Genomic DNA, 19,105 nt, shown 5'->3' on the forward strand with positions numbered 1-19,105 from the left:
CTTTCACTCAGGCCGGGTTGTTGGCCAGATAATGCTCGAGCCAATGGATATCGTAATCCCCATTGGCGATGTCCTGGTTGGAGACCAGCTCCCGGAAGAGCGGCAGCGTGGTCTTGATCCCGTCCACGACGAATTCGTCGAGCACCCGGCGCAGGCGCATCATGCATTCGACGCGGGTGCGTCCATGCACGATCAGCTTGCCGATCAGGCTGTCATAATAGGGCGGGATCTTGTAGCCGGCATAGGCACCGGAATCGACGCGGACGCCGAGGCCGCCGGGGGCATGGAAATGCGTGATCGTGCCCGGGGAGGGTACGAAGGTCCGGGGATCTTCCGCGTTGATGCGGCATTCGATGGCGTGACCCGAGAAGGTGATCTCTTCCTGGGTGACCGAAAGCCCACGGCCCGAAGCGACACGGATCTGCTCATGCACCAGATCGATGCCGGTGATGGCTTCGGTGATCGGATGCTCCACCTGCAGGCGGGTGTTCATTTCGATGAAATAGAACTCGCCATTCTCGTAGAGGAACTCGATGGTGCCGGCGCCACGATATTTCAGCTTCTTCATCGCATCGGCGCAGATCTGGCCGATCTTCATGCGCTGGTCGACGTTGAGGGCAGGGGAATTGGCCTCTTCCCAGACTTTCTGGTGGCGGCGCTGCAGCGAGCAGTCCCGTTCGCCGAGATGGATCGCGTTGCCTTCGCCGTCGCCCACCACCTGGATTTCGATGTGGCGCGGCTTTCCGAGATATTTCTCCATGTAGACGGCATCGTTGCCGAAGGCCGCAGCCGCTTCCGCGCGGGCGGTGGAAATCGCCTCGTCGAGGTCCTCCTCGGTCTTTGCCACCTTCATGCCGCGGCCACCGCCGCCGGCGGTCGCCTTGATCAGCACGGGGAAACCGATCTTGCGGGCCACCTCGAGCGCCTGTTCCGGCTTCACCTCGCCATCGGAGCCGGGAACGACCGGAATGCCGAGTTCCTGGGCCGTCTTCTTGGCGGTGATCTTGTCACCCATGATGCGGATGTGTTCCGCGGTCGGGCCGATGAAGGTGATGCCGTGTGCATCGAGAATCTCGGCGAACTTGGCGTTTTCCGAGAGGAATCCGTAGCCGGGATGAACCGCATCCGCACCGGTGATTTCGCAGGCCGCCACGATCTGGTGGATGTTCAGGTAGCTTTCGCGCGACGGGGGCGGGCCGATGCAGACGCTTTCGTCAGCCAGGCGCACATGCATCGCATCGGCATCGGCGGTCGAGTGGACCGCCACCGTCGGAATGCCGAGCTCCTTGCAGGCGCGCAGCACGCGAAGGGCGATTTCGCCGCGGTTGGCAATGAGGATTTTCGAAACCATGGGCTCGGTGCCTTATTCGATGACGACGAGCGCTTCGCCGTATTCCACGGGACGGCCGTCTTCGACCAGGATTTCGGTGACCTTGCCGGCGCGCGGCGCCGGGATCTGGTTCATGGTCTTCATCGCCTCGATGATGAGCAGCGTCTGGCCTTCCTTGACGGTCGCGCCCACTTCGACGAAGGGGCGTGCGCCCGGGGCCGGTGCCATGTAGCAGGTGCCGACCATCGGGGCGGAGACGACATTGGCGGGGTTGCGGGCCGGAGCGGCCGGCGCTGCAGGGGCGGCGGCCGGTGCGGCCGGAGCGGCTGCAGCAACGGGAGCCGGGGCCGCAGCCATCGGTGCCTGAATGTAGTGCGGCGTGGCCGGGGTGCGCGAGACGCGGATCCGGAGGTCGTCCTGCTCGACTTCGATTTCCGTCAGGTCCGTATCGTTCAGGATGTTCGCCAGATCGCGGATGAGCGCCTGGTCAATGCCGGATTTCTTCTCTGCCATGGATAATCCCTTTGTTCTTCTTATCGCGTCACATTGGCCAGCGCGTGGAGCGCCAGGATGTAACTGTATGGTCCGAAACCGCAGATCACGCCCTTGGAGACGGGTGCGGTCATGGTCTTGTGGCGGAATTCCTCCCGCGCGTGAATGTTGGAAAGGTGCAGCTCCACCACCGGCAGGCCAATGGCCCGGATGGCGTCGTGGAGTGCGATCGAAGTGTGGCCATAGGCACCGGGATTGATTGCAACACCCATTGCCTTGTCGGCAGCCTCATGAAGCCAGTCCACCAGCACGCCTTCGTGGTTCGTCTGCCGGAACACCACCTCGAGCCCGAGTTCCTTGCCACAAGCGACGCAGGCAGCCTCTATATCGGCAAGCGTCTGGCCGCCATAGATCCCCGGTTCACGCTTTCCCAGCATGTTCAGGTTGGGACCGTTCAGCACATAAACCGATTGAGCCATCGCAAATTCCGACTTGTGACACGACGGTCACCTATAGACCGCCTGTCCTGCAAGGGAAAGAGCCTTGCCCCACTTGCGGCATTGTCCACAAGCGGGGAAGCGCTTAAAAGTCGAATTTGTCGGAATTTCAGCAGGTGATCTTCCCGCAGGCGCGGACGTTTGCAACCTTCGCGCTCAGTTCCTCGATCCCAATCGCGCCGAAAACGGGCTCGTTGCCGATCACGTAGGAGGGGGTTCCGCTGACGCCGAGCTCCTGCGCCACGCGATATGCCTCCCGGATGGAGTCGTCCGCCGGGCTTTTCTTCATCATGTCGCGGATTTCGGTCTCCGTCACGCCGAGCGAGGTGGCGATCTCGATGGCCCGGGCTTCGGTCGCGCGGCCATGGCCTCCCAGAAGCGCCTGGTGGAAGTCGTTGTACTTGTCGCGCTTCAGCTTGCGGAAGGCATCGGCAACCCGGTGCGCGGCCAGCGAATCCGGCCCGAGAATGGGGAATTCCTTCAGCACGAAGCGGATGTTCTTGTCCTTCTCCAGAAGCGCGTTCATGTCCGGAAGGGCCTGCTTGCAGTAGCCGCAGTTGTAGTCGAAGAACTCGACGACAGTCACGTCGCCCTTCGGATTGCCGAGATTGACATCGTCGGCCGCATTGAAGATCGCATCCTTGTTGCGCTCGACAGCTTCCGTCACGGCCCGGGCCTGTTCATCGGCCTGCTTCTTCTCGAGCGCAGCCTGCGCCTCCTGGATAACTTCCGGATGGCTGATCAGATACTCGCGGATGAATGCGCCGAATTCCTTTTTCTGGGCGTCGTCCAGCGCGTTGGCGGCGAGGGGGGCGGCGGCAAGAGCGCCGAGCATCACGCATCCGGTAGCAATAAGGGTCTTCAGTTTCAGGGCCATACGATCCTCGTTCGTCTCATGGGCGCACAAGGGCAACCTCTGTCCGCCCCCGCAATCCGTTTGTCGAGCTATAAGCCGTTCCGGCCCGAGCTCAAACCGAAAAGCGCAGCGACCGGCGCGCCTTCGCGCAAAAGTGAAGGGACAATGTGGCCGTTTTCCGCCGGTTCGTCGACCGACAAGGATATGGGAAAACGGTTGTTTTACAGCATCTTGTCCGTAAATGCGGAATCAGGTTCGCAAGCACCTGAATCAATCTCTGAGCGGCGACGGACAAAGAAAAAGGCCGCTCCCTATCGGGAGCGGCCTGATCTCGGGAAGTCTATCCCCGGCGCGCTCTCAGAGGAAGCCGCGGCGAGACCACCAGCCGGCCTTCTTCGGCTTGTCGGCTGCTTCCTCGCCGGCCGCGGACTTCACGACCGGTTCGGAGGTGGAGATGTTCGAGCCGCGATTGGCGCGCACGGGCTTTGCAGCATCGTCCGCTGCCTGTTCCTCGGCTGCTGCGGTTTCCGCCGCAGGAGCGTCCTCGGCGGGCGCCTCCGGTGCCGGCGCCTCTTCGGCGGGGGCTGCGTCCTCGGTTGCGACCGGTGCGGGTTCGGCCGCAGCCTTCTTGGCGCGGCTGCGGCGCGGCTTGGCAGGCTTTGCTTCCGGAGCAGGGGCGACGCCTTCGACGGCCGCCGTGGCTTCCGGTGCTTCCGCAGCTAGCGTCTCGGCCACGGCCTCGATGACCTCGGCTTCGGTGCGATCCGGTTCTTCCGTGGATCCGGCCTCGTCTGCGTCCGCTTCGCCCGAAGTCACTGCCTGTGCCTCACCGGTGCCCTCGGCGCCTTCCTCGCGATTGCGGCGGCCACCGCGCTTGCCGCGCCGGCGGCGCTTGCGGCGCTGGCTTTCCTCGCTTTCGGAGGACTGAAGCGCGGGCTTGTCGCCCTCTTCGCCCTCGGCGTCGTCGGCATCGTCGTCCTGGTCTTCACCGCCGAAATCGGCGTTGGACTGATGTTCCGACTGGAAGCCGGCATCCTCGCCGCGCTCGCCATTGCCCTTGCCGCCACGGCGACGACGGCGACGCTTGCGCTTGCGGTTGCCTTCCCCGCCTTCCGCACGGGACGGATGATGGGCGTCGGAAGCCTTCTCGACGACGATTTCCTCCTCGTCGGCCTCCTCCTCGATGATGACGACGTCGTCTTCCTCGGGTTCGGGCTCGAAGTGGATCAGGGTCTCGATCTTGACCGGGTTCTCGACGGCTTCGCCACGATCGATGGCGAAGTGCTGGCTGCCGACATTGGCATCTGCCGAAATGAAGATCGATACGCCAAAGCGCTTCTCATAGTCCGTGATGGTCGTGCGCTTCTGGTTGAGGAGGTAGAGCGCGATGTCCGGCGTGGTGCGCACGGTGATGTTGTGCGTCGTGTTCTTCAGCAGGTATTCCTCGATGCCGCGCAGGACATGCAGCGCGATGGAGGACTGCGAGCGCACATGGCCCGTTCCGCCGCAATGCGAGCAGACCTGGGTGGTGCTTTCGAGAACCGAGGCGCGGATGCGCTGGCGCGACATCTCCAGAAGGCCGAAATGCGAGATCCGGCCGACCTGGATGCGGGCGCGGTCGTTCTTCAGGCAATCCTTCAGGCGCTTCTCGACGGCGCGGTTGTTGCGCTTCTCCTCCATGTCGATGAAGTCGATGACGATCAGGCCGGCAAGGTCGCGCAGGCGAAGCTGGCGTGCCACTTCCTCTGCGGCCTCGAGGTTCGTCTGGAGGGCGGTATCCTCGATCGAATGCTCGCGGGTGGAGCGGCCGGAGTTCACGTCCACCGCCACCAGCGCTTCGGTCTGGTTGATGATGATGTAGCCGCCGGACTTCAGCGTCACCTGGGGCTGCAGCATGCGGTCGAGCTGGGCCTCGATACCGTTGCGCGAGAAGATCGGGTGAATGTCGCGATAGGGCTGAACCACCTTGGCGTGGCTCGGCATCAGCATCTTCATGAAGTCTTTCGCTTCACGATAGCCTTCCTCGCCGGCAACGATGATCTCGCCGATATCCTTGTTGTAGAGGTCGCGGATCGAACGCTTGATCAGGCTGCCTTCTTCATAGACGAGGCAGGGCGCCGTGGAATTCAGCGTCAGCGTGCGCACGTTTTCCCAGAGGCGCATCAGGTATTCGAAGTCACGCTTGACCTCGACCTTGGTGCGGTTCGCACCGGCCGTGCGCAGGATCACGCCCATGCCCTGCGGCACGTCGAGACCGCGGGCGATCTCCTTGAGGCGCTTGCGGTCCTGCGGGTTGGTGATCTTGCGGGAAATGCCGCCGCCACGCGCCGTGTTCGGCATCAGAACCGAGTAACGGCCGGCAAGCGAGAGATAGGTGGTGAGCGCCGCGCCCTTGTTGCCGCGCTCTTCCTTGGCGACCTGCACCAGCAGGATCTGCCGGCGCTTGATCACTTCCTGGATGCGGTACTGCTTGCGCGGCTTGCGCACGATGCGGTCCGGCACTTCTTCCATCGCGTCTTCCGCGCCGACGGACTCGATGACTTCCTTTTCGCCTTCATCGGCGTCGTCGTCATCGTCCTCGTCATCGTCGTGGCGCGGGCGGGCTTCCTCGGACACGGAGTCGGAATCGACCATCGCAGCCATTTCGCCGGGCGTGGAGTCGTCACCGTCGGGGTCGGAGGAGGTGGCGTCCGCCTCGACGGCGGCCTCTTCGGCCACGGTCTCTTCGGCAACCTTCTTCTTCGCGCGGGTGCGGCGCGGCTTCTTGGGCTTCTCGACCTTCGCCTCGACGGGTGCTGCATCCTCCGAGGCGGTGTCTGCCTCTACGGCCTGCGGTGCATCTTCCGTCGTCGCGGCGGTTGCATCCGTCTCGTTGTCGGAAAGATCGGTGCCGGTCTCCACGTGCTCGATGTCGTCGTCGCGGCGATGCTCTTCGGCTTCCGCGCGCAGCAGCGCCTGACGATCCGCCAGCGGGATCTGGTAGTAATCGGGATGGATTTCGGCAAAGGCCAGGAAGCCGTGCCTGTTTCCGCCGTAGTCAACGAAGGCCGCCTGAAGGGAAGGTTCTACGCGGGTAACCTTGGCGAGGTAGATGTTTCCGCGGATCTGTTTCTTGTGTTGCGATTCGAAGTCGAATTCTTCTATGCGGTTCCCGCGAACGACAACGACGCGCGTCTCTTCCGAGTGAGACGCATCGATAAGCATTTTGTCTGCCATGTAACCTGTGCTCCTCGGCGCAGCAGGCCGGGTGCATGCCTACCGTGCCATGAGGCCCGGTGGTGATATGCGACAGGTGATGCGCCGGAAATAGATGTTCTCGATGGAGATGGTTGGCTGGCGGGCAGAGAAGCAGGGGCGGGGATGTTTCCTCCCTCAGCGCTGCTCAACTGTGACAAGATCTGCCGCGACACCATTTCGGTCCATACGAGACTGACTAAGTTTAGACCCGGGAAGGGTCCGATGGATTGTGCTCCTTGGAGCGTTCGGTGGCTCGCCACCGAAAATTCTGTTTCCGGCCAGGCCGGTGTTCGTGATCCAGTTCCGGGACTTTGGTGTCACCACGGCGGATGAAGAGCGGGCCGATGGCGCCAGATCGTTGGCTGCCTTGTTGCCGCAATTCTATCCCGTTCACACTTTTTGTCCCGTCTTGCCTTGTATGGTCAAACCGCGACAATGGCAAGGGGAAAGCCGGTTTTGCCATAATATTGTAATAATTTTAGCATTGCTCGGCCGCGGCGCAGCCTGTCGCGGCATCGTCGTTTTGGGCTTCGGTCGGCGCCTCGATCCTGCTAGGAAGGCGCGAAATGCGGCGTTCGGGAGGCCAGATGAAACGGGTTGGGGGCATTCTACTTGCGGTGGCGGTCCTGCTGTCGCCTCTTTCCTTCAGGGGCGCGCGGGCAACCGGCGGAGAAGAAGCGCCCGCTATGGTCGTCTCCGCCACGCGACTCACCGCCACGGACCAGCGGATGACGCTGGAAATGGATTTCGACCAGAAGCCTGCCTACAGCTTCCACTATGTCGACCAGCCGCCGCGCCTGATCCTGGACCTGCCGAAGACCGTCTTTGCCAGCCCCGACAACACGATCGAAGGCGAGGGCATCGTCAAGGGCGTGCGTTACGGGACCATGTCGGAGGGCTCGGCGCGGATGGTCGTCGCACTGCGTCATCCCCTGAAGGTGGTGCGCTCGGAGATCCGGGCCCAACCCGAAGGAAAGGGTGCTGCCCTGGTGCTCGAGGGCGAAAAGATTGCGCCGGAGGCCTTCCGCTCCCTCGTGGCGGCGCAGACGTGGGAGGATCCGCAGGCGACTGCGAGCGTCCAGCAGCCCGCCATCCTCGCTTCGCCCTCCGAAGGCGATTTCCTTGTTGCGGTGGATGCCGGCCACGGCGGGATCGACACCGGCGCGAGCAGCCCGGACGGCAAGACGGTCGAGAAGCACATCACGCTCGCCTTTGCCCGGGCCCTTGCCGGCGAGCTGAACGGCCGCCCCGGCATCAAGGCTTTCCTCACCCGCGATTCCGACGAATTCATTTCGCTGAGCCGCCGTGTGGCGATTGCCCGCGAGCACAAGGCGAACCTTTTCGTTTCCCTGCATGCGGACAAGCTGAAGCAGAGCGACATCCGCGGGGCCACTGTCTACACGATTTCCGACCGGGCATCGGATACGCTTTCCGCGAGCCTCGCGGAACGGGAAAACCTGTCCGACGAGCTTGCCGGCATCGCGGTGACCGACGAACCGGAGGAGGTGGCCGATATCCTGCTCGACCTCACCCGGCGCGAGACCCAGGCCTTTGCGGTCACGCTTGCAGAGCAGATCATCGCCTCCTTCCGCGGCCAGGTGGAGCTGATCAACAACCCCCACCGTTCCGCAGGCTTCATCGTGCTGGGTGCCCCGGAAATTCCCTCGATCCTCCTGGAGCTCGGCTTTCTCTCGAACAGGAAGGACGTCGAACAGCTGACCGATCCCGATCGTCAGAAGCTGATCGCCCGGCTGCTCGCCGATGCCATCGTGCGCTACCGCTCGCCCGAAGCCCAGCTGCCGGGGCAGGGCGGCTGAGCGGCGAGGCTTTTCCGGCCGTGCCGCACCGGCCTGCGGCAGCCCGGCAACAGCCATGACGAATTCATGAAGAAAACCTTAAGGCCGCCGGCCACAGCCCTAATTTCCGCACAATCGGCGGTGTAAGCCGGACCCGTACAGGAGACGGCTCTGCCAGGCGGGCAGGGTGTGGAGAACCACGCAGGCGGGCGCTTTCCGCCCTGGCTTCCCACACATTCCTTGCAAACGGGAAACCGCCGTGCAAAAGCCGTAGCTAACGACAATTCCCGTTCCGCACGAGGAGCGGCAGGCAGGCATCGGCAAACCGGCAATGGTCAGACTGATTGGATATTTCTTCGGCGTCTTCTCTCTGCTCTTCCTTCTGGCAGCGGGTGTTGCGGGGCTGTATCTGCACAAGATTTCCAGTTCGCTGCCGGATTACGAGGTGCTCAACAGCTACGAGCCGCCGGTGATGACCCGCATTCATGCGGGCAACGGGGCGCTGATTTCGGAATATGCGCGCGAGCGTCGGCTGTTCATTCCCATCCAGGCCATTCCCGACCGCGTGAAGGCGGCCTTCCTGTCTGCGGAAGACAAGAATTTCTACAACCATCCGGGCATCGACATCTATGGTCTCGGCCGCGCGATCCTCGTGAACGTCCGCTCCTTCGGCTCCGGCCGCCGCCCCGTCGGCGCCTCGACCATTACCCAGCAGGTCGCAAAGAACTTCCTGCTGAGCGCCGACCAGACGATCGACCGCAAGATCAAGGAAGCGATCCTGTCCTTCCGGATCGAACAGGCCTATTCCAAGGACAAGATCCTCGAGCTCTACCTGAACGAGATCTTTTTCGGCCTGAACTCCTACGGCATTGCCGCTGCCGCGCTGACCTATTTCGACAAGTCCGTCACCGAACTGACGATTGCAGAGACCGCCTATCTGGCCTCGCTTCCGAAGGGTCCGTCCAACTATCATCCGTTCCGCCATCCCGATGCCGCGCTCGAACGCCGCCACTGGGTCATCGATCGCATGGTGGAGAACGGCTATGTCACCCGCGCCGATGGCGAGGATGCCAAGAAGCAGCCGCTCGGCGTCGTGGCCCGCCGGTCCGGCACCTACATCATGGCATCGGACTTCTTCGCCGAAGAAGTCCGGCGCCAGGTCATCGAGCGCTACGGCGACAAGGCCCTCTATGAAGGCGGACTGTCCATCCGCACGTCGCTCGATCCGACGCTGCAGGCCTATGCGACCCGCGCGCTGCAGGATGCGCTGGTGTCCTACGACCAGCGGCGCGGCTGGCGCGGCCCCGTGGCCACCATCGACGTCTCGGGCGACTGGGGCGAGGCGCTGGCCAAGCAGAACGGCTTCTTCGATGTGCCGCAATGGAAGCTGGCCGTCGTCCTGTCGGCATCGAAGGATGGCGTGGATATCGGCCTCCAGCCGCAGAAGGATGGCGCCGGCAAGGTTCTGCCCGAGCGCACCCTCGGCCGCATTGCCCCCGAGGACATGAAGTGGGCCTTCAATTCCGCCCGCGAGGGCGTGAAGAATGCCCGGTCGCCGGAAGGCGTGCTCAATCCCGGCGACGTGGTGTTCGTCGAGGCGGTCGGCGGCGATGCGCCGAGCTCCGCCTACAGGCTGCGCCAGCCTCCGAAGGTACAGGGCGGCTTCGTGGCCATGGATCCGCATACCGGCCGCGTGGTGGCGCTGACGGGTGGTTTCTCCTATGCCCAGTCCGAATTCAACCGCGCGACGCAGGCGATGCGCCAGCCCGGCTCCTCCTTCAAGCCCTTCGTATATGCGGCGGCGCTCGACAATGGCTACACCCCGGCCTCGGTGATCATGGACGCGCCCATCGAGGTCGTGTCCGGTGGCCAGGTCTGGCGCCCGAGCAACTACGAGGGTGAAAGCGCCGGTCCCTCGACGCTGCGTCTCGGCATCGAGAAATCGCGCAATCTCATGACCGTCCGCCTCGCCAACGACATGGGCATGGATGTGGTCGCCGAATATGCCGAGCGCTTCGGCATCTATGACAAGATGCTGCCGGTGCTCGCCATGTCGCTCGGGTCCGGCGAAACCACCGTTCTGCGCATGGTATCCGCCTATTCCGTGATGGCGAACGGCGGCAAGCAGATCAAGCCCTCGCTGATCGACCGTATCCAGGATCGCTACGGCAAGACGATCTTCCGTCACGAGGAGCGCGGCTGCACCGAATGCAACGTGCCGAAGTGGGAGAACCAGGCCGAGCCCGTGCTCACCGACAACCGCGAGCAGGTGCTGGACCCGATGACGGCCTACCAGATCACATCCATGATGGAAGGCGTCATCAAGCGCGGTACCGCCTACGGCCGCATCAAGCTCGATCGCGATGTCGCGGGCAAGACCGGGACGACCAACGACGAAAAGGATGCCTGGTTCGTCGGCTATACGCCTGATCTCGTCGCCGGCCTCTATATCGGATACGACACGCCCACGCCGCTGGGGCGCGGCATGACCGGCGGCCAGCTCGCGGCGCCCGTGTTCAACACCTTCATGAACGAGGCATCCGCCGGCACGCCGCCGACCCATTTCCTCGTTCCCGAGGGCCTCACCCGCATCGCGGTCAACCGGAAGACGGGCATGCAGGCCATGGAAGGCGATCCCGAGGCGATCGACGAGTATTTCAAGCCCGGCACGGGACCGGCCAACTCCTATCAGGTCATCGGCGCCGACATGACCCTTGCGCCCGACGACGTGATCAAGGCCTCGCCGCAGGCCAATCAGGCGGTCACGTCGGGTGAGGGTGGTCTTTTCTAGCCCGCCCGTCCTGACGGTCCGTCACCGCCCCGCCGTCGCATCCGCAGGGCTTTACATCCTTGCCGGGCGCAACTATGCACGGGGCTCATTTTTTCCCTGCACATCTGAGAACGGAAACCATGCGAGCGGAAATCGAGAATATCGTTGATGACATCAAGCAGGCCGTAAGCCTGCTGAGGAGGCATCTTTGACTGGGATCAGGCGCTGAGACGACTGGACTGGTTGAACAACAAGGCAGAGGACCCGAACCTCTGGAACGACCCGCAGGAAGCACAGAAGCTCATGCGGGAGCGGCAGCAGCTTGAAGACAGCATCAAGGGCGTGCGTCGCCTGGAAACGCAGCTGAACGATAACATCGAACTCATCGCCATGGGCGAGGAAGAGGGCGACCAGTCGATCGTTTCCGAAGCGGAAGACGCCCTGCGTGCCCTGAAGGCCGAATCCGGCCGCCTGCAGGTGGAGGCGATGCTGTCTGGCGAAGCCGACGGCAACGATACCTATCTGGAAGTGCATTCCGGTGCCGGCGGTACGGAAAGCCAGGACTGGGCCAGCATGCTTCTGCGCATGTATACCCGCTGGGCTGAAAAGCAGGGCTTCAAGGTGGAGTTGCTGGAAGTGCATGACGGCGAAGAAGCCGGCATCAAATCCGCGACCCTGCTGGTCAAGGGGCACAATGCCTATGGCTGGCTGAAGACCGAATCGGGCGTGCACCGCCTCGTGCGCATCTCGCCCTATGACAGCAACGCGCGCCGTCATACCTCGTTCTCGTCGATCTGGGTTTATCCCGTGGTGGACGAATCGATCCAGATCGACATCAACGAGAGCGATTGCCGCATCGATACCTACCGCTCGTCGGGCGCCGGTGGCCAGCACGTCAACACGACCGACTCGGCTGTCCGCATCACGCACATCCCGAGCGGCATCGTGGTGCAGTGCCAGCAGGAGCGTTCCCAGCACAAGAACCGCGCCAAGGCGTGGGACATGCTGCGCGCACGCCTCTACGAGATGGAGTTGAAGAAGCGCGAAGACGCAGCCAATGCGGAAGCCGCTTCGAAGACCGATATCGGCTGGGGTCACCAGATCCGCTCCTACGTGCTGCAGCCCTACCAGCTGGTGAAGGACCTGCGCACGGGCGTGGAGAGCACGGCTCCCTCGGACGTGCTCGACGGCGACGTCAGCCCCTTCATGGAAGCGGCCCTTGCCCACCGCATCAGCGGCAAGGCAGATGCCGCGGTGGCCGATATCGACTGAGGCAGGCATTCTCCATCACAAGAGCTCCGGCCCCGGTCCCGCGAAAGGGGCCGGGGCTTTTTCGTCGGAAGACGCTGCGCGTGCAGGAGCGGCCAATTTTGGGACCACCTTCATTATCGTGTTGCTGGCCGGCATGAGCTGCATTTCATCTTGATCGGGCACTCGAGCCCTCACGCCACACGGGGACACCCATGCACAAGACCCTTCTTTTCGCCTTTCTTGCCCTTGCGACACCCGCCGTTGCCACCGGCGCAGAATGCAGCCTGAAGACGGTCGCGCAGTGCGACGATACCGGTGCGCTCGCGGGCGCCAAGGGTTTCGAGAAGGCGGTCGACCGGTTTGCCGGCAAGCAGAAGGTGCGCTGGCTCGGCACCCGCATGACCCTTTCCGACGTCGTCCAGGAGGTGATCGGCATGCCGGCAGACGACGGTCGCAAGGAAGTCGCGCCCGGCCTTTACCGCTTCGCCGGCTCCCGCCCGCACAGCGCCATGGAGCGCGGCGCCGTGTTCGTTGCCGGCGACGGCACCGTGAAGGCCGCAGGCGTCCTCAACTTCGATTGCACCAAATCCTGCGGCAAGACCTATGTTCTGGCCGTCATCGTCCAGAAGCCCGATCCGGCGCTGGAAACCGCCGTTCGCGCCTGGGCGGACGAGCAGATGCGGCAGAACGCCGACGCCGGCTACGGCAAGGGCGACAGCACCATCGGCCGCACGGATCTCGTCGTCACGGGCAAGTGACGCCTAAGCTTCTGATTTGACTGGAAAGAATGGTGCCCCCGGCAGGGTTCGAACCCGCGACCCCCTGATTACAAATGTGGTCGCACCCCATGAAATCATTGATGCGCGTTCCCGAGTGAGTGCGTTCCCGGTCGATCTGGCCGGGAACGCCAACGGTCATGCTGCCGACCGAATGACGAGCGCCATGCAGGCCACGGCCGCACCAGCATAGGCCCCTGCGGCGTGATTTCTGAACACCACCGAGACGACTCCGTCAGCAGTGACGGCGCAACCTGATATCGCGACGCCAGCAGGATTAACTGCTCGCAGGTTGAAGACGACGTGATCCCCCAGAGCTGCCCCAGCCACTGCAATTGTTGCGGTACCCTCCGCGCCCGCGGCAAGCGCGGGAATGGTGATGTTGCCCTCGTAGCGCATGTAGCCGGTGATTCGAATGCCCGGTGGCCTCAGCTTCGAGAAAGGCGTCTTCCTGTCGGGGGAGGCGGGGCTACTCATGTCGAAGATGTAGAAGTAATCCGCATCAACGACCGAATCGATTTCCGGGAGATCGGTCAACTTCGCCATGGTCACATTCTCTTTGCTGATTCGCCGTAGGCGTCTGCCCTGTCCAGGCTGTGCTTCACACGAATTGCGAGATAGATGGCCGCCACCACGAGGAGTACGGCCAAGGCGAGCCCGACCCAACCGAAGTCCCCATAGAGAATCTCAGCGCCGCTAGACAGCCCGCCCGCAGCGCCAGCTCCACCCGCAGCGGCGGTCTTGTTGTTCGCATCGACGCGCGCGCGCACCTGCTCCTCTTCGAGCCGCCCCTTCACGACCGCAGGAGGAAGACCTTCCGCGGTGAGGGCCATCGATACGGCCCGGGCCTCGATGTCGGCGACCCGGCGAGACCAGCCGCGGCCAAACGTCTGCCAAGTGCGGAGGCCTCGCAGGAAGGACATCCGGGAGGCGCAATGCCGCTTGATTGTATCAACAGGTGGAAGGAGCTGCGCCCGACGCAAGGTGAGGGGACCAATGACTCCGTCTTGATCAGCGCCTACCACCTTCTGGAGGGCCTTGATCGAACGCTCGGGGCCACTGTTCACGCCATAGTCGAAGACTGCGAGATCGATGCCGGCCGGAAGCTGGTCGCCGCAAATGGGCAGCCAGTATTTCTCCCAGTAGATCGGCTCCACGTCAGATTTTGTCAGGTTCCGAATATCGAGGGATGGATGCGCCGAGGCTGCGACCCCGTATTTGGTGCCCTTCAGGACCCCATGGCCCACCTTTCCACCCGTCCAGTTGCCGGGATCACGGCGATCTACCGACAGCCCACCCTCATGCGAGAGCGTGATGTCGAGGCACTTTCTGAGGTTCCCGGCGGCCATTATTTGGCCCACCCGAACTTGACGGCCAGATAGTACCACCATTCCGAGACAGCTGCGGCCAGCAAGCCGAGTGCGATCTGGAGCAGCTGGAAGACATCAGGATCGGCAGCGATGGCATTGCCGATCTCCGGTGCGAGAGCTCCCTTGGCGATGAGAGCGCTGGCAGCATACCGAAGGAGAATTCTGGTCACGGCGGGGGACATGGCAGCACCTTTCACTTGTGCGGGCCGAAGAAGGCCAGGAACTTGAGGATGTTTTCCCAGACCATGACGAAGCCGACGAAAAGGCCGACCGTGCCGACGATCATCCATTTCATGAACGTGCCCACAGTGCGGATAGCGATCACCAGCCGCAGCCCGTCCTTTAATGTTTGGAGATCCTCACCCCGCATTTCCGCAAGGAAGAGGCGGGTTTCTTCCGGCAGCTCTGCGAGCCTTACGGGGTTTGCGACTTCATCTGCCACGGCATTCATCCTGTCTTGAGTGGGCGCATGATGCCCACCCCGAAAGGGCGACTGCAAAGCACAGGAGTTATCTCATGCAGCGCTGCACAATTTTCTTGACAAGAGGCTCGGCCACAGTTGTGGAGGGCGTTCAATCTGATCCTAAGACATGCTAACGCTAGTGTTCGCTGAAGTTATGAGCGTTGATCCCACATATACTGGTCGTAAACACTTAGGGGCCGCTATACATTTGTGCACTGTTCCAAGGGCGATAGTCGCAACTATACGGAGCAGCCCTCTCCCTGCTCCCGCCCCCCCGGGCGCGCGTATAGTGCCCCTATCATAAACCAGAGGCCTATCCAACTAAAGAACGTCGCCATCATCCCGAACACTAGAAGCACCGGGGTAACAGCTTTGAGCGTGACGGTGCCTCGCCGTCGAAATAATGAAAAAAGGCGTTCAATCACGACTATGGAGAACAGTGTGCTTCCAACGGCACCCAAATGAGTTTGCACAGACAAGAATGAATGTTGATAGTTGCCCCACCCGCCATGTTTAAGGTCCACCCCAAGATCGCCGAAAATCGGTGACGCTGCGAGTTGTTCGCGTATTAGATCACGGGTGATCTCCATCCGGTTTGATACGCTGTTTGGCGCTTGGAAGTAAGGTTCTGTCATACCCCCATCTTCGATTTGCGCCGGTTGAGCTTGGCTTTCGACTGTTCCTGTTCTCGGGGTCACGTCAGACCTACTCAGCCGCCTAATGCCGAGTGGGTCGTCCGCATAGTTGAAGAGCCGTAAGGGTTGTGCTGTAGCGACCAATGCAACGAGCAAAACACCATAGAGAACGTGGGCGCAGGCGATACGTACAGCCGTGCCGATACCTTCGGTTTTCCAGCGGGCAAGTGAACGTATAAACAGCATTAGCGTCCACATGAAAAAGATTGCCAGAATAATTACAGCGGCGGCGTTCGACCCCGCCAACTGCGCTTCAAAGAAGAAGCCGACCGCAATGACCGAAACCGCTGCGTAATACCGGATAAAGCTTCGCGAGCCATCGGCGAACGATTCCGCAATGGCCACGATAAGCACGAATGATAAAACGATCAGGTCGCCGATACGTTGATAGACACTTCGACCGCCCGGATATTCCACCGTCCACAGATCGGGCACTTTATACCGGGAAATAAGCGCAACAAACAAAGCGTGCGATACCAGCAGCAGACCGACCGCAATCAGTCTTCTCCCCCTGGCTTCACTGCTGTTGTCGCCGGTGAAAACGGTCATGCCGAACAGGAATCCGGGAACGATTGAAAACAACACAGCCCCGACGGCGCGCTTTTGAACATTCCAATCCGGGTAGATTACGGCTTGCAATAAAAAATAGAGTATGAATAACCCGAACGACATAAGCGCGAGAAATTCAATCTTTGATGTGTTCTTTAGATTGGCTATCCGCCCGATGTAAAAAACGAATGGGGTCGCGAGTAAAGCGGTTCCAATCGGCACAATTCGCATACCTGTTTCAATATGTACCGTGTTGATTATTAGAGCTAAACACAAAACCAGAGCGCAAGCTACCGTTTTTATACTGCTTCCAAAAAATCTATCCGTCCGCATTCAAAGACCCCTTACATTTTAGGGTTTTTATTAGCACGTATAGAGTCTAAACGCAACCTAGGGGACTCATAATTCAAGCGGCGTTGAGAATGAGAAGCTTCGAGAAAACAGTAACAAACGCGATGGCGATTACCGTCATCACGATTGTTAGCATTATGGTCGTATATTCTCTATTAGATACTGGTGAATGTCGCGTGCGCGGCTTGGAAGACGACAACCAAGAGATTTACACGGAAAACCTGTTCGGCCTTGAGTGCTATTGAAGACCGCCCCCACTTAGAAGTCTTTAATCCCGACCGACCAGTGTTGCCGCACGTTGTCCGCTGCTGTGAAATTCGTAGCGTCTGCTGTGAGCGTTGTTAAGCGGATTGCGGTGCTGGTTAGCGAGTAAACCGCCGTGTTCGCAACCTTGTTACCATAAGTGCTTTTTGCGGCACCATTGGTTGAAGATTGCGTCACCCCGAGAACGTTGGGCATCTTCGAATACGGATAGCGGAAATTTAACGTCCCGCTCACCGCCGACGCGGCTCCCGATGCAATGGCAGTGTCCACATACCCGACTTGCGTCATTTCACGCGTGGGGATGCCTGTCAGATCGCCGGTCGGGTATATCAGATACGCCCCATTCGGACCCGACACATTGTCAACGATCAGGAAATCACTCGGAAGTGTCGCGAGAACCTCATCCCGGGCGAACAAGAACGCTTGCCCCTGCGGAGCATCCCAATGAAGCCCGTCGATGATCACATTGACCTTCTTGTTCGTGTTGATCCCCTGGACGAAAACAGCGCGCGCATTGACACCAGCATTAGGCGACACGATGCGGGTGTTCATAATGCGGACAGTGATGTCCTCGCGGATATTCGCGCCGGCCGGATAGCCGCCACCGCTCGGCCCAATCGGCTGAACGAGGATATAGGCGAGCGAACTTGTCGAGCCATCGCCTTGCGAGATCAATTCGCAGTCGATGATATCGACATAGCCGCCGTTGATCTCGGCCGCCTGGACGCACATACCGGCCGTGCTGCCGTACATGCCGAAAACCGTGCAACCCTGAAGGCGCACGTTCCTGCCCCCGAGGGAGACGCCCGACATGAAACAATTCACGTAGCTGCAAAAATCAGCGCAACCATGGAAGTCAGCCGCTCCAACATCTGCAATCGGGCCAGTAAAGAGGTGCATACCGACTATAGTCACATAGCGGCACGGCACTGAACCCGGCGTACCGTAGGTGCCGATGGTAACAGCGTGTCGCGTGGCATAGGAGGCCGAGCCACGCACGGTCACGTTCTGGCAGCTGGAGATCTCGATGCCGTATTCATCGCCGACAGACGGAGAGTTATTTTCCCCGTAACCGCAGTCGATGTTAACGCCATAGCAGAGGTCGACTTCAAGCCCGCAGTAGGTTCCGCCGCCCGTTGCGCGGACATCGCGAAAGACGACATCTCGGCCGTATCGGACGAGAATGCCCGACTTGGCCGCCGTGTTGCAGGGCTTTATCGTGATGCCCTCGATCCGGGCCCTGACGCCATCCAGGCGGTATACATCCATGCTTGCAGCAGTGTAGGCATCTGTCGCCTGTTCATAGCAAAGCAGGTTGTTTCCGCTGAGCGAATGCACCTTGAACATGCCGCCATCACGATAGACGTCACGGCGCCCGCCGAACGAGAAGTCGGTCGGATTGTAAACAATCACCACATCGCCGGGGTTGACCGGCTGGGCGGCGGCGAACTGCAAGGTTCTCGACTGCTTGTTCACATTCGCGCTGAGCTTGCTGAGGAGCACAAGCGCCCCCTGAACCCGCAGCTGCGCGGAGGTTCCGAAAGAGAAATCGAGCGTGCCTTCTCCTCGCAAGGAGAGGTCCGCTGTGCGTACCAGGTCGCTATCCGCTCTCCAGTTTCCGGCAGGCAGGCGATGATTCCCACCTGTGTAGTTCAGCCATGACTGTAGGGCTGCCTGCTGATTGCTCAGTATGCCGGGAACAGCGCCGAACTGTTGCGGAACCACCTCCGGCTCGGTGATGGAATACCCGACCAGCGTGCCGTCTGCGAGGCTGATCACAAGATCGCCAACGGTGGTGTTGTTCTTCTGATATCGGGCGCCGCCGTAATCCCCCGCATTGTAATACCCAGCCGTCTGTATGTAGGGCGGGGCTGTGGTGGGATGGAAACTCCCTTCTGCAAAGGACTTGGACGCCAGCATGAAGCCGGGATTGGCGTTCGCCTGGATGCCGGCTGCGACCGCCAGCACGAGGTTCGCAAAGTATTCTGCCTGAATGATCTGGTCGCCGGAAAAGACTTTCCCGCTCTCGCCATAAGGCACCTTATGGGCGCGGTCGGCATCTCGCCGTATTTCCTGAATTTCGGCCTCAATCACATCGAGAACGTGATTATGGTCTTCAGGGGATATAGGCCTACCCATGGCAAACTCTGACGCCTTGTGGGGCGCGCGCATGCCTACGATCCTCACGTCACCAATGATGCCGGGATTGAACGTGACCCTTGCGTCATTAGCTACGCCTGAGACGAAGGTCGCGGAAATGGTGAAGTCGGTTCGCTGCTGTCCGTTGTGAATGACAATCAAGTCGTCGTCATCGAACAGCGGGAAGTCCGCCGCAAACTCTGTGGTTGCGACGACGGGGGCGTAAGCCGTATGGCGATCATCAGGAGCGGTCGTAGACATGGAAGGGA

General features: G+C 61.2%; 15 protein-coding genes. 4 read left to right on the plus strand and 11 right to left on the minus strand.

Features of this window, described 5'->3' with window-relative positions; genetic code table 11:
- Positions 1-7 precede the first annotated feature (7 nt).
- The 5 genes from accC to GGR23_RS19505 form a co-directional block, all read right to left on the minus strand.
- On the minus strand, positions 8-1,351 hold the full coding sequence (gene accC / locus GGR23_RS19485; protein ID WP_183367995.1) for an acetyl-CoA carboxylase biotin carboxylase subunit: 1,344 nt from the start codon (positions 1,349-1,351) through the stop codon (positions 8-10).
- A 12-nt stretch (positions 1,352-1,363) separates the two neighbouring features.
- The gene (gene accB / locus GGR23_RS19490; protein ID WP_183367996.1) at positions 1,364-1,843 is read right to left on the minus strand and encodes an acetyl-CoA carboxylase biotin carboxyl carrier protein; all 480 of its coding nucleotides are present in this window, start codon (positions 1,841-1,843) and stop codon (positions 1,364-1,366) included.
- 20 nt (positions 1,844-1,863) lie between these two features.
- A complete protein-coding gene (gene aroQ / locus GGR23_RS19495) occupies positions 1,864-2,301 on the minus strand; it encodes a type II 3-dehydroquinate dehydratase (protein ID WP_183367997.1) in 438 nt (145 codons plus the stop codon).
- 127 nt (positions 2,302-2,428) lie between these two features.
- Positions 2,429-3,196: a DsbA family protein gene (locus tag GGR23_RS19500; RefSeq protein ID WP_183367998.1), complete on the minus strand. Its 768-nt coding sequence runs from the start codon at positions 3,194-3,196 to the stop codon at positions 2,429-2,431.
- Between the two features lie 336 nt (positions 3,197-3,532).
- Positions 3,533-6,391 carry an Rne/Rng family ribonuclease gene (locus GGR23_RS19505; protein ID WP_183367999.1) on the minus strand — a complete coding sequence of 953 codons (2,859 nt, stop codon included), beginning with the start codon at positions 6,389-6,391 and terminating at the stop codon, positions 3,533-3,535.
- 608 nt (positions 6,392-6,999) lie between these two features.
- Here GGR23_RS19505 and GGR23_RS19510 point away from each other — a divergent pair.
- The 4 genes from GGR23_RS19510 to GGR23_RS19525 all read left to right on the plus strand — a co-directional run bounded on the left by GGR23_RS19510 (position 7,000) and on the right by GGR23_RS19525 (position 12,987).
- Positions 7,000-8,229: an N-acetylmuramoyl-L-alanine amidase gene (locus tag GGR23_RS19510; protein ID WP_246365906.1), complete on the plus strand. Its 1,230-nt coding sequence runs from the start codon at positions 7,000-7,002 to the stop codon at positions 8,227-8,229.
- Positions 8,230-8,539: 310 nt separating this feature from the next.
- Entirely contained in the window at positions 8,540-10,999 is a 2,460-nt protein-coding gene (locus GGR23_RS19515; RefSeq protein ID WP_183368001.1) for a penicillin-binding protein 1A, read from the plus strand.
- Between the two features lie 119 nt (positions 11,000-11,118).
- A protein-coding gene (gene prfB, locus GGR23_RS19520; protein ID WP_183368002.1) for a peptide chain release factor 2 occupies positions 11,119-12,250 on the plus strand; the annotation gives its coding sequence in 2 pieces (ribosomal slippage) (positions 11,119-11,187 and positions 11,189-12,250; 1,131 coding nt in all).
- Positions 12,251-12,441: 191 nt separating this feature from the next.
- Positions 12,442-12,987, plus strand: a complete 546-nt coding sequence (locus GGR23_RS19525) for a hypothetical protein (protein ID WP_183368003.1) — start codon at positions 12,442-12,444, stop codon at positions 12,985-12,987.
- A 156-nt stretch (positions 12,988-13,143) separates the two neighbouring features.
- Here the strand turns inward: GGR23_RS19525 and GGR23_RS19530 are convergent, their stop codons facing one another.
- The 6 genes from GGR23_RS19530 to GGR23_RS19555 all read right to left on the minus strand — a co-directional run bounded on the left by GGR23_RS19530 (position 13,144) and on the right by GGR23_RS19555 (position 19,097).
- Positions 13,144-13,551, minus strand: coding sequence for a hypothetical protein (locus tag GGR23_RS19530; RefSeq protein ID WP_183368004.1), 408 nt, complete (start codon positions 13,549-13,551; stop codon positions 13,144-13,146).
- Between the two features lie 2 nt (positions 13,552-13,553).
- Entirely contained in the window at positions 13,554-14,354 is an 801-nt protein-coding gene (locus tag GGR23_RS19535; protein WP_183368005.1) for a glycoside hydrolase family 108 protein, read from the minus strand.
- Positions 14,354-14,545 carry a hypothetical protein gene (locus GGR23_RS19540; protein WP_343066707.1) on the minus strand — a complete coding sequence of 64 codons (192 nt, stop codon included), beginning with the start codon at positions 14,543-14,545 and terminating at the stop codon, positions 14,354-14,356. The genes GGR23_RS19535 and GGR23_RS19540 overlap by 1 nt, the downstream gene beginning before the upstream one ends.
- 23 nt (positions 14,546-14,568) lie before the next feature.
- A complete protein-coding gene (locus GGR23_RS19545; protein WP_246365931.1) occupies positions 14,569-14,817 on the minus strand; it encodes a hypothetical protein in 249 nt (82 codons plus the stop codon).
- A gap of 260 nt (positions 14,818-15,077) precedes the next feature.
- Positions 15,078-16,415, minus strand: a complete 1,338-nt coding sequence (locus tag GGR23_RS19550) for a hypothetical protein (RefSeq protein WP_183368008.1) — start codon at positions 16,413-16,415, stop codon at positions 15,078-15,080.
- 276 nt (positions 16,416-16,691) lie between these two features.
- Positions 16,692-19,097, minus strand: a complete 2,406-nt coding sequence (locus GGR23_RS19555; RefSeq protein WP_183368009.1) for a phage tailspike polysaccharide lyase family protein — start codon at positions 19,095-19,097, stop codon at positions 16,692-16,694.
- Positions 19,098-19,105 lie beyond the last annotated feature (8 nt).

It is taken from the genome of Gellertiella hungarica (assembly GCF_014197145.1).
GTDB lineage: Bacteria > Pseudomonadota > Alphaproteobacteria > Rhizobiales > Rhizobiaceae > Gellertiella > Gellertiella hungarica.